This window comes from Dyella thailandensis (genome assembly GCF_050749815.1).
In the GTDB taxonomy this organism is placed as follows: Bacteria; Pseudomonadota; Gammaproteobacteria; order Xanthomonadales; family Rhodanobacteraceae; genus Dyella_A.
The window spans coordinates 2,367,788-2,392,691 of record NZ_CP192735.1; the positions used below are offsets into that span (position 1 = coordinate 2,367,788).

At 61.8% G+C, this 24,904-nt stretch carries 20 protein-coding genes; 14 read left to right on the forward strand and 6 right to left on the reverse strand.

The annotated features are described in order from the left end of the window. Positions 1-2 precede the first annotated feature (2 nt). On the reverse strand, positions 3-2,087 hold the full coding sequence (locus ACQVBX_RS11050) for a prolyl oligopeptidase family serine peptidase (RefSeq protein ID WP_431634124.1): 2,085 nt from the start codon (positions 2,085-2,087) through the stop codon (positions 3-5). A gap of 160 nt (positions 2,088-2,247) precedes the next feature. On the opposite strand from ACQVBX_RS11050, the gene ACQVBX_RS11055 reads away from it, so the two are divergent. From ACQVBX_RS11055 to ACQVBX_RS11100, 10 genes are all read left to right on the forward strand, one after another. Next, positions 2,248-2,685 carry a pilin gene (locus ACQVBX_RS11055; RefSeq protein WP_431634125.1) on the forward strand — a complete coding sequence of 146 codons (438 nt, stop codon included), beginning with the start codon at positions 2,248-2,250 and terminating at the stop codon, positions 2,683-2,685. A 317-nt stretch (positions 2,686-3,002) separates the two neighbouring features. Then, a complete protein-coding gene (locus tag ACQVBX_RS11060; RefSeq protein ID WP_431634126.1) occupies positions 3,003-3,449 on the forward strand; it encodes a pilin in 447 nt (148 codons plus the stop codon). Between the two features lie 38 nt (positions 3,450-3,487). After that, positions 3,488-5,602 carry a tetratricopeptide repeat protein gene (locus ACQVBX_RS11065; protein ID WP_431634127.1) on the forward strand — a complete coding sequence of 705 codons (2,115 nt, stop codon included), beginning with the start codon at positions 3,488-3,490 and terminating at the stop codon, positions 5,600-5,602. Between the two features lie 38 nt (positions 5,603-5,640). Then, positions 5,641-7,656: a hypothetical protein gene (locus tag ACQVBX_RS11070; RefSeq protein WP_431634128.1), complete on the forward strand. Its 2,016-nt coding sequence runs from the start codon at positions 5,641-5,643 to the stop codon at positions 7,654-7,656. Positions 7,657-7,687: 31 nt separating this feature from the next. Then, positions 7,688-9,490 (forward strand): ABC transporter ATP-binding protein, encoded by a 1,803-nt coding sequence (locus ACQVBX_RS11075; RefSeq protein WP_431634129.1) that lies wholly within the window; start codon positions 7,688-7,690, stop codon positions 9,488-9,490. Beyond that, entirely contained in the window at positions 9,487-10,422 is a 936-nt protein-coding gene (locus tag ACQVBX_RS11080) for a glycosyltransferase (RefSeq protein ID WP_431634130.1), read from the forward strand. The genes ACQVBX_RS11075 and ACQVBX_RS11080 overlap by 4 nt, the downstream gene beginning before the upstream one ends. Before the next feature lie 68 nt (positions 10,423-10,490). Continuing rightward, positions 10,491-11,672, forward strand: a complete 1,182-nt coding sequence (locus ACQVBX_RS11085) for a glycosyltransferase family 4 protein (RefSeq protein WP_431634131.1) — start codon at positions 10,491-10,493, stop codon at positions 11,670-11,672. A gap of 9 nt (positions 11,673-11,681) precedes the next feature. Then, positions 11,682-13,712, forward strand: coding sequence for a hypothetical protein (locus ACQVBX_RS11090; RefSeq protein ID WP_431634132.1), 2,031 nt, complete (start codon positions 11,682-11,684; stop codon positions 13,710-13,712). 54 nt (positions 13,713-13,766) lie between these two features. Further along, entirely contained in the window at positions 13,767-14,873 is a 1,107-nt protein-coding gene (gene glf / locus ACQVBX_RS11095; RefSeq protein WP_431634133.1) for a UDP-galactopyranose mutase, read from the forward strand. Positions 14,874-14,935: 62 nt separating this feature from the next. Continuing rightward, positions 14,936-16,018, forward strand: a complete 1,083-nt coding sequence (locus ACQVBX_RS11100; RefSeq protein WP_431634134.1) for a glycosyltransferase family 4 protein — start codon at positions 14,936-14,938, stop codon at positions 16,016-16,018. A 44-nt stretch (positions 16,019-16,062) separates the two neighbouring features. Here the strand turns inward: ACQVBX_RS11100 and galE are convergent, their stop codons facing one another. The 3 genes from galE to ACQVBX_RS11115 are packed head-to-tail and all read right to left on the reverse strand — an operon-like array spanning position 16,063 to position 19,142. Further along, complete coding sequence (gene galE, locus ACQVBX_RS11105; protein WP_431634135.1) at positions 16,063-17,037, reverse strand: UDP-glucose 4-epimerase GalE; 975 nt, start codon at positions 17,035-17,037, stop codon at positions 16,063-16,065. Further along, complete coding sequence (locus ACQVBX_RS11110) at positions 17,034-18,248, reverse strand: glycosyltransferase (RefSeq protein WP_431634136.1); 1,215 nt, start codon at positions 18,246-18,248, stop codon at positions 17,034-17,036. The genes galE and ACQVBX_RS11110 overlap by 4 nt, the downstream gene beginning before the upstream one ends. A gap of 6 nt (positions 18,249-18,254) precedes the next feature. Further along, on the reverse strand, positions 18,255-19,142 hold the full coding sequence (locus tag ACQVBX_RS11115; RefSeq protein ID WP_431638164.1) for a glycosyltransferase family 2 protein: 888 nt from the start codon (positions 19,140-19,142) through the stop codon (positions 18,255-18,257). A gap of 160 nt (positions 19,143-19,302) precedes the next feature. Here ACQVBX_RS11115 and pilB point away from each other — a divergent pair, with 160 nt between their 5' ends. The 4 genes from pilB (at position 19,303) to coaE (ending at position 23,986) form a co-directional block, all read left to right on the forward strand. Further along, on the forward strand, positions 19,303-21,033 hold the full coding sequence (gene pilB, locus ACQVBX_RS11120; protein WP_431634137.1) for a type IV-A pilus assembly ATPase PilB: 1,731 nt from the start codon (positions 19,303-19,305) through the stop codon (positions 21,031-21,033). Positions 21,034-21,170: 137 nt separating this feature from the next. Beyond that, a complete protein-coding gene (locus ACQVBX_RS11125; protein WP_431634138.1) occupies positions 21,171-22,439 on the forward strand; it encodes a type II secretion system F family protein in 1,269 nt (422 codons plus the stop codon). A 69-nt stretch (positions 22,440-22,508) separates the two neighbouring features. Beyond that, the gene (locus tag ACQVBX_RS11130) at positions 22,509-23,366 is read left to right on the forward strand and encodes a prepilin peptidase (RefSeq protein ID WP_431634139.1); all 858 of its coding nucleotides are present in this window, start codon (positions 22,509-22,511) and stop codon (positions 23,364-23,366) included. An 8-nt stretch (positions 23,367-23,374) separates the two neighbouring features. Further along, positions 23,375-23,986 carry a dephospho-CoA kinase gene (gene coaE / locus ACQVBX_RS11135; RefSeq protein WP_431634140.1) on the forward strand — a complete coding sequence of 204 codons (612 nt, stop codon included), beginning with the start codon at positions 23,375-23,377 and terminating at the stop codon, positions 23,984-23,986. Positions 23,987-23,995: 9 nt separating this feature from the next. Here coaE and ACQVBX_RS11140 read toward each other — a convergent pair whose 3' ends face one another. Continuing rightward, positions 23,996-24,397, reverse strand: coding sequence for an NUDIX domain-containing protein (locus ACQVBX_RS11140; protein WP_431634141.1), 402 nt, complete (start codon positions 24,395-24,397; stop codon positions 23,996-23,998). Further along, positions 24,397-24,885, reverse strand: a complete 489-nt coding sequence (locus ACQVBX_RS11145) for a dihydrofolate reductase (RefSeq protein ID WP_431634142.1) — start codon at positions 24,883-24,885, stop codon at positions 24,397-24,399. The genes ACQVBX_RS11140 and ACQVBX_RS11145 overlap by 1 nt, the downstream gene beginning before the upstream one ends. Positions 24,886-24,904 lie beyond the last annotated feature (19 nt).

Here is a 24,904-nt window from a genome sequence, read left to right on the forward strand (position 1 = left end):
CTTTATTTGAAGGTCCACTTCTTCAGCCAAGCATTCACCGCCTCATGCCACTGCACACTGTTCTGCGGCTTGAGCACGAAGTGGTTTTCGTCGGGAAAGGTCAGGAACTCGCTGGGGATGCCGCGGCGCTGCAAGGCGGTGAACGCGCCCAGCCCCTGCGTGATCGGAATGCGGAAATCCTTGCCGCTGTGCACCACTAGCATCGGCACGCGCCAATCCTTCAAGTGGTTCACCGGATTGAAGCGCTCGTAGTTCTCGGGGCGGTCGAACGGCGTGCCGCCGTTCTCCTTCTCCTCGAACCACAGCTCTTCGGTGTCGTAGTACATCGCGCGGGTGTCGAACACGCCATCATGGTCGACGAAACACTTCCACGGGCCGTTCCACACACCGGCCATCCAGTACACCATGTAGCCGCCGTAGCTGGCCCCCAGCGCGCAGGCGCGGTCACCGTCGAGAAAACGGTACTTCGCCAATGCGGCACTCCAGCCGGCCTTGAGATCATCCAGCGGCTTCCCGCCCCAGTCGCCGGAGATGGCATTGGTAAAGGCCTGGCCGTAGCCGGTGGAGCCGTGAAAGTTGACCGTGACCACGGCAAAGCCCTGGCCCGCGTAGGTCTGCGGGTTCCAGCGATAGCTCCAGCCGTTGTTCATCGCGCCCTGCGGCCCGCCGTGGATGATGAAGGCGACCGGATAGGTCTTGCCGCGCTGGTATCCGACCGGCTTCACCACATAGCCCTGCACCAGCTCGTTGTTGGCACCGGTGAAGCTGAAGAACTCGAAGTCACCGACCTTCGCATCACGCATCCGGTCGGCGTTGAAGTGGGTGACCTGGTGCAGGCCGTGCCCGCCCGTCTTGACCACGTACAGATCGGCCGGGCGTTTGAGATCATCCCGCGCCAGCAGCGCGGTATTGCCCGTCACCGCATAGCCGCTAACCGTGCCGTCGCCAACCAGCTGGCGCACCGCACCGGTGGCCGGATTGATGGCAAACAACGGGTGCTGGCCACGATCATCCGCGGTGGCGAAAAGCGTCTTGCCGTCCGCCGAGATCGACAGGCCGCCCGGCGAGCGATCCCACTGCGGATCCACCTCGCGCGTGGTGCCGCTGGCCAGATCCATTGCCATGATCGCGAAGCGATCGGCCTCGAAGCCTGGCTCCTTCATCGCCAGGTAATAGAGCGTGCGGCCGTCCGGCGACGGCACCGGATAGGCATCCCATGCCGGGTTGGCCGCAGTGAGATTCTGCGGAGCGGCGGAGCCGTCCACCGGTGCGCGGTAGACATCGAAATTGGTCGACCACGGCTCGCTGCTGCCGGCGATGCGGGCTCCGAAATAGACGCTCTGCCCATCCGGCGCAAACGCCACTTCCTCCATGCCGCCGAACGGCTTGCTCGGCACGTCGCCGTCCATGTCGCGGCTGACCAACGTGGGTTCGGCCGGCAGCTGGCCGCGCTCATCGAAGCTCGCTACGAAGAGCTGGTTGCGCCGCCCGGTCGCCCACGCATCCCAGTGACGGACGAACAGCTTCTTGTAAAGCGTGCCAGTGGATTTGTCCGACGCGTCGCCGTCCATGCGCTCCTTGGTGCAGGCCAGATCGGCGCAATCGGGATAGACCTCGTAGGTCATCGCCACGCGCTTGCCATCCGGCGAGAGGGTGAAGCCGCCCAGGTCCAGCGGGCCATGGCTCACCTGAACCGGCGTGCCTGGCGCCACGCCGCGGTTGCTGACGCCCAGATCCACACGCCACAACTGGTCCACGCCGCCGGCCGGGGCCACGTAGAACAGGCTCTTCCCATCCGTCGACCAGCGCGCCGAGCTGCCGCCACTCACCACCTTTACCGGCACCGCGCCGCCGTGCAGGTCCAACACATAGACCGCATTGACGCCCTTGTTGGACGCGTAGTCCGTGCTGCGCAGGCTGAAGGCGGCGAAGCGCCCGTCCGGCGAAAGCTGTGGATCGCTCACACGGTCGAGCATCACCAGATCGTGCACGTTGAAGGGATGAGCCCCCGCCGGCACCGACGGAGAGCCTGCCATGGCGATCCATGGCGCGAGCACGAGAACCAGCAGGATCGGCAGTCTTTTCATCGTAGGCATCCTGTTCCGGGGTCGGCCCAGGCATTGTCGCCACTTTTCGCCCCCCTGCCAGCCGGGGGGGAGCTCTCCGTTCTGTCGAGGTGGTCACGTTCGCCCCTGTGGCTTGGTACAGAACGTGCCTTGCTCCGGGAACTTCCAGGGGGAATTCCAAATGCAGCGCTATCGAGCATCCAGCGGCTTCACGCTGATCGAGTTGATGATCGTCGTGGCCATCATTGCCATCCTCGCGGCTATCGCAATTCCGGCCTATCAGGACTACGTGATCCGCGCCCAGGTCTCCGAAGGCGTGACGCTTTCCAGCGGAGCCAAGGCGGCCGTCTGGGATTTCGTGTCGAACAAAGGGCGCTATCCTGCGAACAACGCCTCCGCAGGCCTGGCGACGGACACCTCAATCGCCGGCCATTACGTTTCCAGCGTGGATGTGGCCGATGGAAAGATCACTGTGGCCTTTCAGGGACCCGCGGCCAACAGCAAGATCACAGCCCAGACGCTGGTGCTGTCACCCATCAGCAACGTGGGCAGCATCGACTGGACCTGCAAGCCAAGCACGTTGGATGGCAAGTATTTGCCCACCGTGTGTCGCAAGTAAGAGCTGATGCCGGACCCTCAGTGTCCAGAAGTGACGCTGGAGGGCATTTGTGGTCCTGTTGCACGGTTCACGCTTTTGGCACGCGATCCGTTGCGCGACAAGGCTTGTAAGCCTTTCGTGATCGCATGCACAATCAAAGATGTCGCCAATATGGAGAAATTGGCGATGGAAGATGTGGCACAGTAGGTGCTTGCACTTCCGCGAGCTTCCTGGTCGTTCCTGACCGTGAGAGGGGTCCGATCCCACCTAGGGGGATATGGGACTGGGGCTCAGGGGGCATCATCCGGTTAGCTAACCCAAGAAACAGAGGAACCACCATGAAGAAGATGCAGAAGGGCTTCACCCTGATCGAACTGATGATCGTGGTCGCGATCATCGCCATTCTGGCCGCCATCGCCATCCCGGCCTACCAGGATTACGTGATCCGCTCGCAGGTATCCGAGGGCTCGGTGCTCTCCGACGGCGCAAAGACCGCCATCTCGGAGTTCTACAACAACCGCGGCGAGTTCCCGGGGAGCAATGAATCGGCGGGCCTCGCCAAGGCAGATTCGATCACCGGTAAGTACGTCGCGAGTGTAGACGCAAAGAATGGCCAGATCGTTGCGACCTTCGGCAAGGAATCCAACACCAAGGTCTCCGGCAGCGTGCTCGTGTTCTCTGCCGTGACCAGCGCGGGTAGCATTTCGTGGAACTGCAAGTCCACCGCCGGCGGCACCGCACACACGAACATCAATCCGAAATATCTGCCGACCGCTTGCCGTTAATAGCCAATCATTGACTGGTTCGGTAAAAGGGCCGCATCTTGCGGCCCTTTTTCTATGTACCAATGCAAAGAAAGACAATCACAGCGCTGATCTTTTTGACAGTCATCGGAATCGCCTGTTGCGCACTCGCCTACTGGCCGGGACTCCATGGAGCCTTCCTCTTTGACGACTACGTCAACCTGCCGGCGCTGGGGGCTAGCGGGCCGGTAATTCATTGGTCAACATTCTGGCAGTACATCACCTCCGGCCAAGCAGACCCAACCGGCCGGCCGCTCGCGCTGCTCAGCTTCCTTTTCGACGCGCACGATTGGCCTGCCGCACCTTTCCCATTCAAGCGCACCAACCTGCTGCTGCATCTGTTCAACGGCGCCCTGCTTGCGTTGCTCCTGATTCGCCTCGGCAAGTTCGCGATTCCGGCTACGACGCCAAATCAGCGCGAACGCATCGCGCTTGCAGGAATGCTCGGCGCTATGCTGTGGATGCTGCATCCCTTGATGGTTTCCACCACGCTGTACATCGTGCAGCGAGAGGCCATGCTGGCCACGTCATTCACCCTGCTTGGCCTGCTTCTCTGGCTCAAGGGTCGACAGAGTTTGCTGAATGGGCGTTCCCTGCACGGATGGACGTGGATGACGGCGGGACTGTGGGGCTGCACCCTGCTTGGCATCCTCAGCAAGGCGAACGGATTGCTGCTCCCAGCCTTGGCGCTGGTCATCGAACACACCATTCTGCGCACACTGATCACGAATGGCCGTTCGATCGGCACGCCAACGCCGCACAAGAACTGGAAGCCCGAACCGAACCTTCGCGCCTACAGAAAGACATTGTGGCTACTCGCGGGCCCACCCGCATTGTTTCTCGCGATTTATCTCTTGCGGGCCGGCTATCTGAGCATTGTCTACGGGATCTCGGGGGTACGGCCGTGGACACTCGGGGAACGCCTCCTTACCGAGCCGCGCGTACTGATCGATTACTTGCGTCTGCTGTGGCTACCGCACCCATTCACACCCGGCCTTTTCAACGATCATGTCGCCGCTTCCACTGGCCTATTCAACCCAGTGAGCACGCTGCCGGCCATCCTGGCGATAGCCGCACTCATCGCAGGGGCAATTGCGTTGCGCAAACGGTGGCCCATGCTGGCCGGTGCAGTGCTTTTCTATTTCGCTGCCCAGTCGATGGAGTCGAGCACGCTGGCCCTGGAGCTCTATTTTGAACATCGCAACTATCTGCCAGCGGTGCTGATGTTCTGGCCGCTGGCACTTTGGCTGTGCGACGTTCCTCAATACGGATTGCCCGGGCCTCATCAGGCGGATGATGGATGGACTGTGCCGTCCCGTAGCCGCATCGCAATGAAAGCCCTTCTATCGGTCACAATTCTTGGCACGCTGGTTGCCATGACGCACGCGCGCGCCTCGCTGTGGGGAAACAGCCGAGATCAGGCTCTATTATGGGCAAAGCTGAATCCAGACTCTCCTCGCGCGCAGGCTTATGCGGCGATGAGCGAGGTGGCCTCCGGACATCCCGAGCGCGCTGCGGAGCGCCTCTTGCGATTGCTGGCCAGGCAGCCTGATGAAGTTCAATTGGCGCTCAACCTTTTATCTGCGCGCTGTGCGATGGGACACATTGATCCATCCACACTCCAGGCAGCAGCACGCGCTTTGCACACCAGCCGCGATACGGGGTCCCTGCTCGCCAGCTGGTTTGGCCGCGCGATCAGCCAAACGCATCATCCAGAGTGCCCGGAGCTGTCCGCTCAGGCGGTCTCGAGCCTGCTGGGTGCCGCCCTGACAAACCCCAATCTCGCATCGCAGGCTGGCCGACGGCAGGATCTGATCTCCCTTCGCGGCCAGCTCGCACTGACCGAGGGAGAAGGGGACAAGGCGCTCACGGACTTCAACTTGGCGCTTGTACAACAAGTTCGGCCGACGATTGCTTTCCAACAGGCCGCACTGCTTGGCTCCGCCGGTTACCCGGACCTCGCCCTGCAGCATCTCGACTACTACGAGTCCATCAAGGACCAGGAAACCGAGCCCGGATTTGGGATGCCCGCCGTGCATCAGTGGGTGCTTCGGCGCCAGAATTACTGGCCCACCGAACTGGTTCGACTGAGGCATACACTTAACGCCGACCTGGAAGCGAAGCAGCACCGATGATCACGGCAAGACCCGCACTCCGTTCCAGCTGGCTAATCATGGCGATCGCACTGCTGGTGACGACTGTTGTCTATTGGCACGGCCTTTACGGAACCTGGCTATTCGACGATTACCCCAACATCGTGGACAACCACGATCTGCAGATCCGTGACGACCATCTCTCCAGCCTCGTCCGTGCCGCACTGTCCTCGCCATCCAGCGAGTTCAAGCGCCCTCTCGCATCATTGACCTTTGCGGTGAACTACCGGATGGCAGGCTTGGATCCTTTCAGCTGGAAGCTGACCAATCTCGCCATCCATCTCTTGAACGGCCTGCTGGTTTACCTCTTATCCAGGCGCCTACTCCGGGCTGTAGGAGCGCACCCTGTTCGCGACAGCACCTCACCGTGCAACGAGATAGGGCGTCCAATGCGCGACGCCGATCGCGCAGGGATCGTCGCCGCACTGGTTGCCGCTAGCTGGATGGTGCTTCCGATCAACCTCACCGCCGTGCTCTATGTGGTGCAACGCATGGAGAGCCTGGCCAATCTTTTTGTCCTGACCGGCCTGCTGGGGTACGTTTCCGGCCGGCAACGCATGCTCGAAGATCAGCGCGGCGGCTTCCTGCTCTGCATGGCGAGCGTGCTGGTGATGACGGCCGTTGGGCTCACCGCCAAGGAAACGGCGGTCATGTTGCCGCTTTACGCTTTCTTGATTGAGTGGCTGGTCTTTCGATTCGCTCGACACCACACGGCACCAGGCCAGACCACCCTCCACCGTGGGCTGCTCGCCCTGTATATGTGCGTGCTGGCTGTACCACTGGCAGTCGGACTCGTCTGGCTGCTTCCCGGCTTACTGACACCCGGCGCATGGTCCACCCGTGACTTCACATTGAGCACGCGCCTGCTGAGCGAGGCACGCATCATCACCGACTACGTCGGTTGGACGCTCGCACCCACTCCTCAGGCATTGTCGTTCTACCACGATGACTTTCAGGTCTCGACAGGCTGGCTCACACCCTGGACCACCCTCGCCTCCGCACTCTTCCTAACTGCAATAGCCGCGGCGATCTGGTGGTTGCGGCGCCGCCATCCGCTGGCAGCCCTGGGCTTGGCTCTCTTCCTTGGCTGTCACCTGCTCACCGGCACCATTCTTCCGCTGGAGCTGATTTACGAGCACCGCAACTACTTCGCCAGCTTCGGGCTGTTGCTGGCACTGGTCCCGTTGCTCGCAGCGCCGCGGAAGGCCGAAGAACTTGTGGCATGTGACAGCACGCCGACCAACTCGCTGGACGCACCGCTGCCACTCCCGCTCCCGCGATATGTTCTGCTTGGCGGCCTACTGCTGCTGTGGACGGTGGAAACGGCTCTTACCGCAAACGCCTGGAGCTCACCACTGAAACTGGCGCAAGACCTGGCGGCCCGAGCACCGGATTCCCCGCGCGCCCAATATGAGCTTGGCCGCACCTACATCATCTACTCCCACTACGATCCCGGATCGGTCTTTACGCGCCTCGCCTATGCACCACTGGAACGTGCCATGGCGCTTCCGGAGAGCTCGATCCTCCCCGAGCAGGCATTGATCTTCATGAACTCCCGCATGGGGTTACCGATCAAGGACTCGTGGTGGGACAGCTTGACGGCCAAACTCGCAGCACACACACCGGGCGTCCAGGACGAAAGCTCCCTGGCCGCGCTCACTCAATGTGTGCGGGAGGGACGCTGCCGTCTGCCGCCAGAGCGCTTGACCGGCGCTTTTTTCGCAGCCTTGTCGCACCCAAACCCGAGCGCGCGACTGCAGGCAACCTACTCGGACTACGCCTGGAACGTGCTCTCAGACAAGCCTCTCGGCCTCCGCATGGCCGAGGCGGCAGTCGAAACCGCGCCCCATGAGCCTGCCTATCGGGTCACCGAAACGCGCATGTTGATCGCACTAGGCCAAGGTGCCGCGGCGCAGACCTCACTCAGTAAACTCAGCGCCATGAATGTCGGGGGCAGCCTGGAAAAAGAGCTGCAGACGCTACGAGACTCGATAGCTGAGTTGCCGCCGCCACGCTCGGCCTCTTTCGGCCACTAAAGCCGGCGCAAGTATCTATATCGGCCAACTGATGATCGAAACACTCAAGAATGTCTGGTCGGTGTTCACCCCGGCCGAGCGACGCAAGGCGCGATGGATGCTCGTGCTGGTGGTACTCATGGCGGTGGCAGAGACGGCAAGCGTGCTTTCCATCATGCCGTTCCTGTCCGTGCTTGGCCGACCCGCGATAGTCCATGAGTCACCCCTTCTCTCCCGGCTCTCCAAATGGCTCGGCACCGAGGACACGCAGCATTTCATTTTTGCCTTGGGCGTCGCGTCGATTGCGCTGGTCGTCTCCTCGTCGCTATTCAAGACGGTGACCCTGCACGTGCTCAATCGGTTCGTGCACATGGAGCGGCACTCCATCAGCACGCGGCTCCTTTCGCGCTACCTGCAGCAGCCATACGAGTTCTTCCTGATCCACAACCCGTCGATCCTCGCCAAAAACGTCCTGTCCGAGGTGGATCGACTTCTGTTTGAACTCATCCAGCCGCTTTCGCAGCTGTTGGCTCAGGGTGCCGTTCTCCTGGCCATGGTGATGCTGATCTTCTGCTATGACCCGTTGACCGCCGCCGGCATCCTCGCGGTGCTCTCGTTGCTCTACGGGTCCATCTATGGATTAGTTCGCAAAAGGCTCGCCCGCATCGGCACCGAACGCCAGCACGCCGACGGGCTGCGCTACCAGACCTGCAACGAGGCGCTCGGCGGCATCAAGGACGTCAAGGTCACACACGCGAGCAAAGCTTATTTGGGCCACTTCGAGCGCACCTCGCATCTCTTCTCGCGACACTTCGCCACCAACGAGACACTGGCGCAGTCGCCGCTGTATCTCGTGGAGGCCACGGGTTACACGGGTCTGATCGTCATCGCCCTGGCCCTGCTGCTGAAGACAAACGACGTTGCCCATGTGCTGCCGGCTCTCGGCCTTTATGGGTTTGCTGCCTACCGCATGCTGCCCTCGGCACAGATCATGTACCGGGGCTTCGCCAAGCTGCGTTTCGCCTCCTCGTCCCTCGACTCGGTAGCCAGGGATCTAGCCTTGCCCGGAGAGCCACTGCCGACGCCGGCAAAGCCGTTGCCACTGGATCGTGAGATTCGCCTGCAAGGAATTCGCTACGCCTATCCCTCGGCGCCCGAGAAGTGGATCTTCGACGGCCTAGACCTGGTCATCCCGGCCAAGACAAGCGTCGGCATCGTAGGGAAGAGCGGCTCGGGCAAGAGCACACTCATGGACATCCTGCTCGGCCTCCTGCGACCTCAAGAAGGCAGCATGACCGTGGACGGCATACCAATCACCCCGGCCACTGCGGCAAGCTGGCAGCACTCTATCGGCTACGTCCCGCAACACATTTATTTGGCGGACTCGAGCATCGCGGAGAACATCGCATTTGGGGTGGCTCCGAGGGCCATCGACATGGCCGCCGTCGCGCGTGCTGCGCAGGCTGCGCAAATTCACGATTTCGTGGTCAATGAGCTTCCTGACGGCTACGCGACGCAGGTCGGCGATCGCGGAGTGCGCCTCTCTGGCGGGCAGCGCCAGAGGGTCGGTATCGCCCGAGCCCTATACCGAGATCCGCCAGTACTGCTCATGGACGAGGCCACCAGTGCACTCGATGAACAGACAGAAGAAGCACTGAACGCAGCAATTCGCCACCTGTCGGGCAGCAAAACTATCATTGTCATCGCTCACAAGGAAGCATCGCTGCGTTATTGCCACCGTGTAATCGCTGTTGGCAGAGGCGAAGGTCTGCTTCTAGCAGACGCCTATAGCGCGTTCTATTACAGCGAGCCAGACTCGACTATGGGTGAAGCCAACTCAAGGAAGATCCCATGAATCAGCCGCCATTGGTTTCTATAGCGCTTGCGACATTCAACGGCGAGGAATACCTCGATCTTCAATTGAATTCAGTGCTCGACCAAGATTACCCAAATTTCGAGATAGTAATCTCCGACGACGGCTCCACCGATGCGACGTGGACAATCCTCGAAAAGTACGCAACGCAAGACGAGCGCATACGCCTCTTACCTCATCGTGATAACGTCGGCGTTGTACAAAATTTTGCGCGATGTTTCGCAGCATGCCAAGGCGAACTGATTTCGCCTTGCGATCAAGATGACATCTGGCACCCCGACAAGACCCGGCGGCTAATCGAGGCCATGGGCAATGCAACACTTGTGTATTGCAACAGCCAGCTTATCGATGACAGCGGTCAACCCATCGGGGCCACGCTGGCGGACAGTGTCAATATGATCCATGGAAGCGACCCGCGCCCCTTCATTTTTAGCAACTCGGTGCTGGGACATGCCATGATCTTCCGCAGGGGCATACTTCAAGATCATGGCGCCCTCTCCAAAGTAGCGCATGACTGGTGGCTTGCCTTTGTAGCCTCAAACCTGGGGCATATTGCCTATTTGGACGAAGTACTGGTGGACTATAGGCGGCATGGCGCCTCCATCACGCACGTCGCTGCGAAAAACAGATCCGCCACGCAAAGAATGAGTCGCCTGGCCGAGGACTCGTTGCGGCTTACCGCTATGGCAGAGTTCCCGGGGAAGCATCAGAGATACGTGCGGGGAATACGTAACTCATGGACAGCCTGGCATGAAAGCCACTTTAACATCTCGATGTTCCTCACAGTACTACGCGACGGCGCAACAACCCACAAAGCATTCCTTAAAAAAAAATCCACCTTTCGGCTTGCTTTGAAGTACCTTGTAGGACATAGATTAAAAAGACTGCTTCGCCCGAAATACTATCCTGAATAAAAGCAACCGACATAATAACCTCGAATAATAATTCGTGCACCGCATGCATAATCAAAATTATTAAACAAATGAAAATCACGTTTGTTTTTCCGAGAATTGACAGGAAAAATTTTACTGGCGGCATTTATTGCGCGCTCAGGCACGCAAATGAGCTGTCTATCCGCGGGCATGACGTTTCCGTCATCGCTTATCCCAAAAGCGCGACGCCTGAATGGATAGACATGAAGGCCAAGCTCGTTGTGCCAACCAAACTGAAGTGGCCACGAGGACTGTCATTGAGCCAGTCATTCCTCGCAGCAGTGAGCTATACGCTGGATTATGTCGGTTACGGCTATAAAGGTGACTACTACACCAGAGCAACAGCCAACGCCTTCCTCCAGGACATCTTCCCGGACGCGGACATAACCGTCGCCACCTTGTGGGAAACTGCCGCTCTCGTCGCGAAACACGGGAAAGGAAAGAAAGCGTATTTCTGCCAACACTACGAGCCATTATTTTTCGACGATCCGGTAAATCGGGGCGACGCCGATGCGAGCTATTCCTACGGCCTGAACCTGATTGCCAATTCATCATGGTTGAAATCTCGCCTAGAACGCAGGCTACTGACTACCGACCAAGCCAGGGACGTTCAGCTCGTAACCAATGCAATCGACCCCGGAATCTTCACGCCTGACGACTGTAGCATCCGACGCCCCGACAGTACTTCGACAGTACTCCGCATCATCAGCTATGGCGGTCGCGATGCTCGATGGAAGGGTTTTTACGATATGGCGGAAGCGGTCCGTGCGGCCCGCGCGGCTCTTCCAGACATAAATATCGAATGGAATGTTTACGGGACAGCGCTGCTTCCTCCGGACAACCCCATTACCCCCTACAAGCACCTCGGGTTCCTCAGCCAGACACAACTGGCGACAGCCTATCGAATGAACGATGTACTTCTATCCGCCTCTTGGTACGAGAGCTTCCCGCTTTTTCCTATTGAGGCCATGGCCAGCGGGTTGGCGGTGATCACTACTGCATACGGCACGGAAGATTACGCGATCGACGGGAAGAACTGCCTCATAGTCGAACCGCGCGATGTAGCCTCCATAACCGGAGCGATCGTTCGCCTAGCCCTCGACCGACAGCTCTTAAATCGGATAGCGACTTCCGCGCGACGAGTTGTCGACCAGCACAATTGGTCGACTGCCTGCTCGCGAATGGAGGAGGCTCTCAAGCGCATCGTTGCCTCGTCCTCTTCTGAACCATAGGGCTCTTCCGTGCGTAGCGAGCAGAACGAACTGCGATCATCAGGCACCACGCTGGAAGTCGCCTATTCCTTCGATGTATTCGACACCTGCGTCTCAAGGGTTTACGCACATCCGCGAGATCTTTTCTACGACCTCGGCCTTCGCATGGCTCCGCCAGATCTCTCTGCTAGAGAACGGAGCAAATTCGCCGCTCGCTTCCAGTCCCGGCGGATTCGCGCCGAGAAAAAAGCTCACCGGCGTGCGCTGCCTCGCAGGACGGTGACGATCGAGGAGATCTACGGGCACTTTTCGCTGCCAAAGGGCATTGCAGCCACGACAGAGGACCTGATTCGGGCGGAGCTCGATCTTGAGTGCGAGAGCATCTACGCGGTCCCTGCTGTGATATCTCACCTCGACGATCTCCGAAAGGCCGGTCATCGAATCATTTTCATTTCCGACATGTACCTGCCGTCCTCTCTCTTGGCACCAATCCTGAGGAAGCTAGAGGTAATGCGGGACGGGGACTCACTCTACGTTTCCTGCGACGCAGGTGTCACCAAGCACCACGGGCAACTGTTCCAGTACGTACTGGAAGCAGAGCGCCTTGACGCCTCGCAACTGCGCCATACCGGAGACAATTTCCACGCCGATATTGTCATGGCCGCCCGGTCCAATATCAGGACCAGCCATTGGCGCGGTGGGATGCTCACGCATCGGGAAGCGGCAATGGCCGGCCGGCGTCTACCACGGCCCCGGGCCAGATCTTCGCTGGCCGCAATGTCCAGGCGGCTGCGCCTGTCGAAGGCCATCCCAGCTGGGCACGATGGCGATCCGATGGACCACATCGTCCACGGAATCGTCGTCCCATTCCTTCTCGCCTACGTGGCCTGGGTACTTGACCACGCGGCGCGCCACGGCATCCGGCGGCTGTACTTCGTGGCCCGCGATGCGGAGATCATGCTTCGTATCGCCGAGGCATTACAGGGGGAAGACGGCCCAATCGAACTGCGCTATCTCTATGGATCTCGCCGCGCATGGCTCCCACCTTCAATTATCCCGGGCAGCAATGATTGGCAACGCCTCTTGATCATCCCCGGACAAGCCAGCAGCCGGCGAGACATCGCCGCACGAATGGGATTGGATGAGACAACCCAGGAACTCCTCCGCCAACGACTGTCCTGCAGCGAAGACCAGTGGTCGATGCATCTCTCGCATGATCAATCCACCGAATTCCTTGCCGATCTAATGCGAGACCCCGAAACCTCGGCCCTGATTACCTCGTCGGTCGAGCGCGAGCGGGAAGTAGCTCTGTCCTATTTCCAGCAGGAAGGTCTGTTCGATGAAACCGCGTGGGCCTTGGTCGATGCGGGCTGGTCACTGAATACGCAGGCGGCTCTAAAACGTATCCTGGAGACAGCGGGCACACACCAGGCTCCCAAGGGCTACTACGTGGCCCTGGCCCGAGACCACCTCGGTGAGGCGCAGGCTGGGATGGCCTACCCCTTCGTATCGAAAGCCGGGTCGATCTTTTCGCGTAGGCGCGTCATCATTGAGCATTGCTTCCTGCCTTCCACGCACGCCACCACGCGTGGCTATCGGATGGACGGTTCACACTCCGTGCCCATTATCGGCCCCGAGCTACGCGGCGATGCCGAACTTCGCTATGCGGCGATATTGCATGAGGCTGCCGTAGCAGGCGCTCGTCTGACGGCCTCCGATGCGCGTATCGCTGCCAACTTGAGCGAGCACGCCGGCGAGATTCTTGCCAACGCGGAGGCGCTGCTTCGTCATCCGCATGAGACGGACGCGCGCGCGCTATGTTCCTTCGGCGCAATTGCAGACATGCGGCATGAGGCGTCGTTCGTTGAGCCATTGTGCCGCCCCCTCAGATTGACGGACCTCTGGAAAGTGATTTCCATGGCGATTTCGAAGAAAAAAAATTTCGAGTCGCCTTCTTTCATGTGGCTCGAAGGTTCTCTTGTCCTCTCTGCCTGGTACGTGCGCGCCCCGCTGCAGGTGCTGCTGTTTCTGGATGCGCTGCGGAATCGCTTGAAAGAGTGAAACGCCGCTGTGGCAGCAAGAATGCCAGTACTGAGGTTCCAGTAGGATATCGACATGCAAGCTACCTCTTCTGTTCTGGTCGTCGGCGCCGGCTTCGCCGGCAGCGTGGTCGCGCGCGAGCTGGCCGAAGCCAGCCACCCGGTGCGTATCATTGACAAGCGGCCCCATATTGCCGGCAACGCCTATGACGAACGGGACGCCCATGGAGTGCTTGTGCACCGCTACGGCCCGCATATCTTCCACACCAACGGCGAGCGAATCTTCGATTACCTCTCGCGCTTTACCGAGTGGCGACCCTACGAACACCGCGTCAGGGGTGTGGTCGGCGGGCGAATGTATCCATTTCCCATCAATCGGGACACGCTGAACCAGCTTTACGGCCTTGAACTTGACGAGGCGGGCGCAGCCGCGTTCTTCGAAAAGGTCCGCGAACCACGTGAGCCGGTAACGACGAGCGAGGACATGGTGCTCAACTCTGTGGGTCGCGATCTGTATGAGAAATTCTTCCTCAACTACACGCGCAAGCAATGGGGGCTGGAGCCCTCGGAGCTGAAAGCGGGCGTCGCGGCCCGCATCCCGGTCCGGACCAATACCGACGACCGTTATTTCACCGACACCTTCCAGGCCATGCCACTGCACGGCTACACAAAGATGTTCGAGTCGATGCTCGACCACCCCGACATCACGGTGCAGCTCGGTGTGGATTTCGAGGAAGTGCGAGAACGGGAGACCTTCCGCCACGTGGTCTACACCGGTCCGATCGACGCCTATTTCCGCTATGTCCACGGGCCACTTCCGTATCGTTCATTGCGCTTCGAGCATGAACATCTGGCCGATGTTGACCAGTATCAGGAGACCGGGACGGTCAACTATCCGAACGATCATGCGTATACACGCATTACCGAATTCAAGCACCTGACGGGGCAGACACACCGGGGCACATCGATCGTTCGCGAGTATCCGCAAGCCGAGGGGGATCCCTACTACCCGGTTCCCCGCGCAGAGAACGAGGCCCTGTTCAAACGCTATGAGGCATTGGCCAAGGCAGAGCCCAACGTCACCTTCGTAGGTCGGTTAGCCCAGTACCGCTACTACAATATGGATCAGGTCGTGGGGGCGGCGCTTGCTGCATCTCGCCAGTTGATCGAAAGCCTGCGCTAAACCTGCCACCGACGGAACTCGACAGCCGAATGCGAATCGCCTTTCTCTGCAAGCGTCGCTACATGGGCAAGGACGTCATCGACGACCGGTATGCCAGGCTCTACGAGATCCCTTTCCAACTCGCCCGGCTCGGGCACGAGGTGCACGGGTTCTGCCTTGGCTATGAGTCACAGGCGGAGGGACTCGTGGAGCACGAAGCGGCACCGGGGAGCCTTGCCTGGCATGCCAGATCTCTGAATCGCAGCGTCTTGCCGCGACTGCTTGGCTATCCCGGGTGGCTATCCTCGCAATTGAGGCGGGTTCGACCCGACCTGCTCATCGGCGCATCCGACATTCCGCATGTCGCGCTTACCGGGTGGCTGGCCAAGCGCTTGGGTTTGCCATATGCCATCGACCTGTATGACAACTTCGAAGGCTTCAGCCAGGCGCACTTGCCAGGGTTCAAGACTGCCCTGCGGCGTGCCACGCGCCAGGCCGGACTGGTCACCACGACCAGCGACGCGCTGCATGACCTTGTCCGCGACGGTTACGCCGCCAAAGGCACGGTGGTGTCCATGCCAAGCACGGTGGATCTGTCCATCTTCACCCGCGGCGATCGCTGCGCGGCCCGCAAGGCCCTGGGCCTCCCGGCTGAGGCTCTGCTGGTTGGCACCGCAGGCGGACTTCACCAAGATAAAGGCGTCGGGACACTGTACGACGCCTGGCCGCGAATCGAGGCGGCCCTGCCGAACGTTCACCTGGTACTGGCCGGACCGATCGACCCGTCCCTGCCACCGCCGTCAGGACCTCGCGTTCACCATCTGGGGATGCTTTCTCACACCCGTACGGCGACGCTCTTCCAGTCATTGGACGTGGGCGTGATCTATCTTCGCGACACGACGTTCGGTCGCTACTGCTTTCCGCAGAAGGCCTATGAGATGCTGTCCTGCGGCCTGGCGGTCGTGGCCGCCGACGTTGGCGCCATGCCATCACTGCTAGCCGACGTACCGCAGGCGCGCTATCGTCCCGACGACCCGTTCGACCTCGCACGTGCCGTGCAAGCCCAGCTCGAGGCACCGAAGCACCCGGAGACCGCCATCGAGAGCTGGGGAACCATCATCGCCAGACTCGAACTCGACCTCATGAAACTGACCCAGCCGCGGTAAACGGCTTGCGCGCAGTAGCCACCAATCCGTCGCCAAGATGATGCTCAGTACCGTTGATTGCGATGCCAGCGCCATGCGCTCTCGACGATGCTTGTCAGGTCGCTGCAACCGGGAACCCAGCCGAGCACCTCGGCAGCCTGCCGGCTGGACGCCACCAGCCGCGCCGGATCCCCGTCGCGGCGGGTCAGATCCCGGCTGTCGACAGCTTGACCTGAAACACGACGCGCCGCTTCCAGTACCTGCAGCACGCTGAAACCCACGCCGCTGCCCAGGTTGAAGGCGTGGAATCCGCGTTGCCCGTCCAGGTAGGCGAGCGCCAGGCGATGGGCCTCGGCGAGATCACGCACGTGAATGTAATCCCGTATGCAGGTGCCGTCGGGGGTGGGGTAATCCCGGCCAAAGATACTCACTTGCGTACCGTCGAGTGCAGCTCGCAACACATTGGGTATCAGATGGCTTTCCGGAGAATGGGCCTCGCCGATCTCGCCGGAGGGGTCTGCACCGGCCGCATTGAAATAGCGAAGAGCCACGGCTCGCATGTCATGGGCTGCGCAAGCATCGGCAATCATCCGCTCGGCCATGGCCTTGCTTGCACCATAGGGGTTGATCGGCTGGAGTGGGTGCGTCTCGTCGATCCACTCGGCAGCCGACATGCCATACACGGCGGCCGACGAGGAAAACACCATGCGGTCGACACCAGCCTCTCGCATTGCCTCGATAAGGTTCAGCGTCCCCAGCACGTTATTGCGGTAATAGCGCGTGGGCTCGCGGACCGATTCGCTCACGATCGACAGCGCTGCAAAATGCAGGACGGCATCGACGGGCTCGCCCGAAAACGCGCACCTCAAGGCGACAGGATCGAGGAGGTCACCCTCTAAAAGCGTTGCCCCTCCAACTGCCTCTCGATGACCGGTAGAGATATTGTCGAAAACGGTCACGCGGTATCCGGCAGCCATCAGCAGTCGCACCATGTGCGAGCCGATGTAGCCGGCACCACCACATACGAGCACATGGCTCATGGCCGCAGCTCGCCGAGGTTCGCCATGCAGGCCTGCAATTCCCGCCGATAACCCTGTGCAATCACGTCCCAGTCCACCTTCTCCGTCACCGTGCTGCGGATCGCAGCCGCCCTCGCCAGGGCAAGCGCGGGCTGATCCAGCGCATCGAGGATGGCTTTTGCCAGGGCGTCACGATCCCTTGGATTTACCGTCACGTGGGCGGCGTTCCCGCCAAGCAGGTCGTCGAGACCGGCGACGTCGCCCACGATGGCAGGGCAACCACAACCGATAGCCTCCATCAGGACAACCGGAAGCCCCTCTTGATTGCCGGACTCATCGCGGACGAAGGGAGCGACGAACAGGGATGCCCGCCGATAGAGGTCCGGCAGTTGGTCTTGGGGAACAGCCCCCAGGAAGCGCACGGCATGAGCCACTCCCAGTCGACTCGCCTGTGCCTCCAGGTCTGCGCGCTCCGGACCGAAGCCGGCAATCGTCAGGCGGGCTGCTGGCCGCCTGGCTAGCACGGCCGGCAGCGCATTCAGAAGAAGTGGAAGCCCCTTCTTGGGTACCAGCCTGCCCACGAAAAGCAGCTCCTCCGCCGAACGAAGAACCGATGGATCAGGCACGTAACGGCGCTGCAGATCGACGCCCATGGGCAACACCGTGAGGCTGGGGGGACGCAACCCGAGGCGGATCGCCTCTTTTCGCATGGCATCGCTCACCACGGTCATGCGCGAACAGGCTGCCGCCACAGACCGCTTGACCATTGTCAGCACACGCCCGCGGAAGCCGAACAGGTCTCCGCCATGGGAAGTCACCAAAACCGGAATGTGCGCGGGCCACGCGAGCCACCGCGCCAGCCATCCCTGCGGGATGAGCCAGTGCGCGTGGATTACGGCTACGCGATGGCGCTTGAGCACCCGCCTCGCAGCCAGGTACTGACCCAGGACGAAACCCGGCACCAAGAGCCACTTCCAGGGCGATCGGCGCAGATGGGTGGCAATACCCCCGTCGTTGACCAACGTCTGCCAGGCACGCGGCGCGTAGCGGTATCGCACCACGTGGACACCGTCCAGGTCGCCACTGGGATCCGCTCCCGGCGCATCGGGAACGACCGCGATCACCTCATGATCACGAGCGAGTCGGCGGCTTAGCTCGTGAACGAAAGCAGGCTCAGGATCATTCGCCCAACGCGGATAGGTCGACGCAAGTACAAGGACCGCCGGTCGCATGCGGTGTCAATCCGCGCGGCGATAGGTTAGTGCCGTAATCTGCTCGGAAACCAAGCCGATCAGGAACACGATCACCGCCGCGCTCCAAAGCAACGTACTCATGTTGGTAAGGCGGCCGTGCGTGGTGAAGGTATAGGCGTAATTGACACAGCCCAGCAGAAAGAACACCGCGCTGGCCGGCACGAATAGCTTGAGCGGCGAATACAGCGTGGCGATCTTGAAGATGATCAGCAGAAAGCGCAGTCCATCGCGAAGCGGCCGGATGTGGCTGGTGGTGCCATCGCGCTGGGCGACGTGGATCGGTTCATACGCCACCGCGTAGGCGCTGCGAAAGAACGCCATGGTGCTAGTGGTCGGATAGCTGAAGCCGTTGGGCAGCAGGTGGATGAACTCGCGAAACTTGTCTGCCCGCACGGCGCGGAAGCCGGAGGTGAGGTCGGCCACCTTATGTCCCGTCATGCGGGAGGCCAGCCAGTTGTAAAAGGTGTTGGCAACGCCGCGGCCGACGCCGGCCTGCCCTTCCCACGAGCGGGCTCCGACCACCATGTCATAGCCCTCCTCCAACCGGGTCAGCAGGCGGGCCACGTCGGCCGGGTTGTGCTGCCCGTCGCCATCCATGAACACCAGCACGTCACCGCTGGCTGCACGTGCCCCGCGCTTGATTGCCGCCCCATTACCCATGGAGTAGGGCGAAGGCAGCCAGATCACCCCGGCCCGCGCGCAGACCCCGGCGGTGTCGTCGGTGGATCCGTCGTCCACCACGATGATTTCCGCCCCGGGGTGGTGCTGGCGCAGTGACGGCAGCAATCGCGCCAACGCGTCCGCCTCGTTCTTGGCGGGAAGGATGATGCTTAGGTTCAACGATGGGCTCCCCCGAGTTTGACCCCGGATCATAGCGCGCAGACCGCGCATGCGGCTGTGACCGCGTCCACCCGACCAACGTGGGAGCCCGGCCCCTGCGGCGCCCTGCCCGGAACCGGCTTGCAGCGAGTGACCGCGCTGGTAGAGTGGGGTAAATTCCACGCTAATCAGCGGGCTGGGGCAGGTTCCACCAATGTCATCTCAAGTGCAGTCGGCGTCGCTCGCCGGGCTATCGGGCATGGCCCGCCGACTCGTGTCTGAAGGCGTGGTGCCCGAGGCTGATGTGCGCAAGGCCGTTACCGAGTCGACGCAGGCCAAGGTAACTCTCGCCTCGTGGCTGCTCGACCATCAGATGGTCGACAGCGCGCGATTCACTCAGGTGGCGTCGGTGGAGTTTGGCATGCCGATGATGGACGTGTCGGCGCTGGCGCCCTCCGGCATGCCGCTGAACCTGATCAGCGAGGCGCTGATGACCAAGCATCGCGCCCTGCCACTGTTCCGCCGCGGCAAGCGGCTGTACGTGGGCATTGCCGACCCGATGCAGTCGCACGCCCTGGACGAGATCAAGTTCCACTCCAACTGCATGGTGGAGCCCATCCTGGTCGAACGCGGCCAGCTGCAGCGGGTGATCGAGACCGCGCTTGCCGCGGCCGGCAACACGATCTCGGACATGGGCGGCGGCGAGCTCGACAACCTGGAGCTGGAGACCAGCGGCGGCGATGAGGAAGTCGAGAGCACCGGCATCGACGCCACCGGCGGTGACGACGCTCCGGTGGTCAAGTTCGTCAACAAGGTGCTGGTCGACGCGATTCGCCGCGGTGCGTCGGACATCCATTTCGAGCCGTTCGAAACCCAGTACCGCGTGCGCTTTCGCATGGACGGCATGCTGCGCGCGGTGGCCAGCCCGCCGATGAAGCTGGCCAGCCGCATCTCCTCGCGACTGAAGGTGATGGCCCAGCTGGACATCGCCGAGAAGCGCGTACCGCAGGACGGCCGGATCAAGCTCAACCTCTCCAAGACCCGCGCGGTCGACTTCCGCGTGAGCACGCTGCCGACGCTGTTCGGCGAAAAGATCGTGCTGCGTATCCTGGATGGTTCAGCCGCCAAGATCGGCATCGAGAAGCTCGGCTACGAGCCGGAGCAGCAGAAACTTTACGTGGACGCCATCCACAAACCCTACGGCATGGTGCTGGTCACCGGCCCCACCGGCTCGGGCAAGACGGTTTCGCTCTACACCGCGCTCAACATGCTCAACACCGCCGAGCGCAACATTTCCACGGTGGAAGACCCGGTGGAAATCCGTGTGGAAGGCATCAACCAGGTACAACAGAACGTCAAGCGCGGCATGACGTTTGCCGCGGCGCTGCGCTCGTTCCTGCGCCAGGATCCGGATGTGATCATGGTCGGCGAAATTCGCGACCTGGAAACCGCCGAGATCGCGATCAAGGCTGCACAGACCGGCCACATGGTGCTCTCCACGCTGCACACCAACGATGCCTCGCAGACCATCGCGCGACTGATGAATATGGGCATCGCGCCCTACAACATCACCTCGTCGGTCACCCTCATCGTGGCCCAGCGCCTGGCGCGCCGCCTGCACGACTGCAAGAAGCCGATCGAGCTGCCTCCGGAGACCCTGCTGGCCGCCGGCTTCACCCAGAAGGACATCGACGAGGGGCTGACTATCTATGAGGCCGTTGGTTGCGACGGCTGCAACGAAGGGTACAAGGGGCGCGTCGGTATCTATCAGGTGATGCCGATGCTGGAGGAGATCCAGAAAATCGTCCTCAAGGGCGGCAATGCCTTGCAGATCGCCGAGGTCGCCAAGGAGGCGGGCATCAATGATCTTCGCGCGTCGGCCCTGCTCAAGGTGAAGCACGGCATGACCAGCCTCACCGAGATCGATCGCGTGACCAAGGACTGACGCCTGCACGCGATCCGTGGTGTGTGACACACCGGAGCTGCGGCTCGCACCACGGATTTTGCTGGTGAAAATGCAATAAGCTGATGAAGTTGGGCCGGTCTTTGGCTGGTCCGGGGCGGGATTGAGGGGGAAATCGCATGGCCACGGCTACTGCAGCGGCAAAGAACGCACGCAATCTGGGAGCTCAGCGCGCCCAGATCAGTCAAACGACGATGTACGACTGGGTCGCGCTGGACAAGCGCGGCAAGCGCATGAAGGGCGAGATGCCGGCGAAGAATGCCTCGCTGGTCAAGGCCGAGCTGCGCCGCCAGGGCATGAACCCGCAGACGGTGCGCGAACGCGCCAAGCCACTGTTCGGCTCCGCCGGCAGCACCGTCAAGCCGCGCGACGTGGCCATTTTCAGCCGCCAGATCGCCACCATGATGGCCTCCGGCGTACCGATGGTGCAGTCGTTCGAGATCATCGCCGACGGCCAGAAAAATGTTCGCTTCAAAAACATGCTGGTGGATGTGAAGCAAACCATCGAGGGCGGTGCCTCGCTCAACGAGGCCCTGGCCAAGTACCCGGTGCAGTTCGATGAGCTCTATCGCAACCTGGTGCGGGCGGGTGAATCGGCCGGTGTGCTCGACACCGTGCTCGATACGGTTGCCACCTACAAGGAGCGAATGGAGGCCATCAAGAGCAAGATCAAGAAGGCCTTGTTCTATCCGGTGATGGTGCTTGCGGTGGCGTTGCTGGTCAGCATGATCCTGCTGCTTTTCGTCGTGCCGGTGTTCGAAGAGACCTTCCGGCAGGCGGGTGCGGAACTGCCCGCGCCGACGCAGGTTGTGATCAGCGCCTCGAAGTTCATGCAAAGCTATTGGTGGCTGGTCATCGGAAGCATCGTTGGCGGCATCGTGGCGTTGGTCATGGCCAAAAAGCGCTCCCAGAAGTTTGCGCACTTCCTTGATCGCCTCATGCTCAAACTGCCGGTGATCGGAAACATCCTCCGACAGTCGGCCATCGCACGTTTTGCCCGCACCCTCGGCGTGACCTTTCGAGCCGGCGTACCGTTGGTGGAAGCACTGGACGCCGTGGCCGGTGCGACGGGCAGTGTCGTGTATGGAGACGCCATCAAGCTGATGCGCGACGACATCGCCGTGGGCCACCAGTTGCAACTGGCGATGCGCCAGACCGGCCTGTTCCCCAACATGGTGGTGCAGATGACCGCGATCGGCGAAGAATCCGGTGCTCTGGACAACATGCTATTCAAGGTAGCCGAGTTCTACGAGGAAGAGGTCAACAACGCGGTGGATACGCTGTCCACCCTGCTCGAGCCGATCATCATGGTGATCCTGGGCGTGCTGGTCGGTGGCATGGTGGTGTCGTTGTACCTGCCGATCTTCAAGCTCGCGGGCACCGTGTAAGCGGCCGACCCAAAGCCCCTCTCCCGCCGGGAGGGGGGCTTTTTTGTTTTTTGTATTGCGGGAACCTGCATGTCCGAACTTCCGCTGTCGATCTGGATCAGCGTTGCCGCTGTGCTTGGCCTGCTGGTGGGCAGCTTTCTCAACGTGGTGATCCTGCGCCTGCCCGCGCGCATGGAGGCGGCGTGGCGCCGGGAGGCACACGTTGTGCTGGGCCTGGAGCTCGAGCCGGCCGAGCTCCCGCCGGGCATCGTGCGTGAGCCCTCGCACTGCCCGCGCTGCAAGCATCCGCTGGCGGCCCACGACAACATCCCGCTGCTCGGCTGGCTGCTGCTCAAGGGGCGTTGCCGCTACTGCCGCGAGCCGATCTCGATCCAGTACCCGTTGGTGGAATTGCTAAGCGGGGTGTGCAGCGCGGTCATCGTGTGGCGCTTCGGGACGGGTTGGACGGCGGCTGCGGGGCTGGTGTTCACATGGACGTTGATCGCGCTGTCCGGCATCGATTTCCGCACCCAGCTCCTGCCCGATCAGCTGGTCTATCCGCTGCTCTGGCTTGGCCTGCTGCTGTCGCTCAAGCCCCTGTTTGTATCGCCGTCCGCGGCGATTCTTGCTGCCGCCATCGGGTACCTGAGCCTGTGGAGCGTGTACTGGGTCTTCAAGCTGCTCACCGGCAAGGAAGGCATGGGGCACGGTGACTTCAAGCTGCTCGCGGCGCTGGGCGCCTGGATGGGCTTGAGCTGCCTGCTGCCCGTCGTGCTGTTGTCTTCGCTGATCGGCGCCCTGGTCGGCGGCACGATGATGGCGCTCAAGCGTCACGAGCGCGATGTGCCGATGCCGTTCGGTCCGTTCATCGCCGCGGCGGGATGGGTGTGGCTGGTCGCCGGCGATCAGCTGCTGGGCGCCTACCTGCATCTCACCGGGCTGCGCTGAGGCTCCCGATGACGCGCTACGTGATCGCATTGACGGGCGGCGTGGCCGCCGGCAAGAGCGCGGTGACGCGGTGCTTCGAGGCACGCGGCATCCACGTCTACGACGCTGACGCGGCCGCTCGCGAAGTGATTGAGCCGGGTACGCAGGGGCTTGCCAGCGTGCTGGAGGCCTTTGGCAAGGATGTGCTGGGCGCCGATGGCCGCCTGGACCGTCCGGCCATGCGGCGACGAATCTTCGCCGACCGCGATGCCCGCCATACCCTGGAGGCGATCGTGCATCCGCGGGTACGCCAGTGGCTGCGTGATCGCGCCGATGCGGACCCGGGGCCCTATTGCCTGCTGGCGATTCCCCTGTTGGTGGAAAATCTCGCGCATTACCGCTGGGTCGACCGGGTGCTGACGGTGGACGTGCCAGAGGACGAGCAGATCCGCCGGCTGATGGCCCGCGATGGCGTGGATGAGCCGCTGGCCCGGCGGATGCTCGCTAGCCAGGCTACGCGCAGCGAGCGCCTGGCGATCGCCGATGACGTGATCGACAACAGCGGCCCGGAATCGGCCCTGCCCGCCCAGGTGGGTGCGCTGGATGCGCGCTATCGGGAGCTCGCAGCGGCCCGCGGCTGACGCGGCCGGTCAACGCGCCAGCAGGTGACGCAGGATTTCCCGGTCGGCGGGCGCCAGCCGCTCGGGCAGCAGATCGGCCGGCAGCACCCAGTCCAGCGACTGCTGCTCCAGCGACTGCGGCACGCCCTGCCAGGCGAGCACCAGCCAGGTATCGAGCAGCAGCTCCTTGCGGTCATAACGCCACGGCAGGGCGAGCAGCGGCTCGGCCTCGATCACCTGGATGCCGAGCTCCTCGTGCAGCTCGCGGGCCAACCCGCACAGTGGAGCTTCGCCCGGATCGAGCTTGCCGCCGGGAAATTCCCAGAACCCGGCCAGATGCTTGCCGGCCGGGCGCTCGCTGATCAGCACCCGCCCGTCCGGGCGCCGCAGCACACCTGCCATGACGTGCAGGGGCGAAGACGCCACAGGCATCAATGGTTGCGGATGTACTCGACCATGTCGAAGTCGTAGGCGTGCTCGGCATCCGCCTTGTGGTGGGTGCGCGAGACCTCGGTCCAGTCGCTGAAATGGACCCCAGGGAAGAACGTGTCGGCACCGTCGACGGCCGCGTTCACCCAGGTGAGATACAGCCGCTGGGCCACCGGCAGCGCCTCAGCGTAGACCTGGCCACCGCCGATCACCATGAGGCCGGTGCCGTCCGCGCGCGCGCGCGCCTCCTCGATGGAGCGCACCGTGATCTGCCCCGCAAACGGCGCCTCGTGGCGCTTGGACAACACCAGGTTGGTGCGGCCCGGCAGCGGCTTGCCGATGGCCACCGCAGTGGTATGGCCCATCAGCACGTACTTGCCGAGGGTGAGCTCCTTGAACCAGCGCAGGTCGTCCGGCAGGTGCCAGGGCAGCTGGCCCTTGCGGCCAATGGCGAAGTTTTCATCGAGGGCGGCAATCAGCGAAACAGCCATGGCAATCCTTGGACCTGAG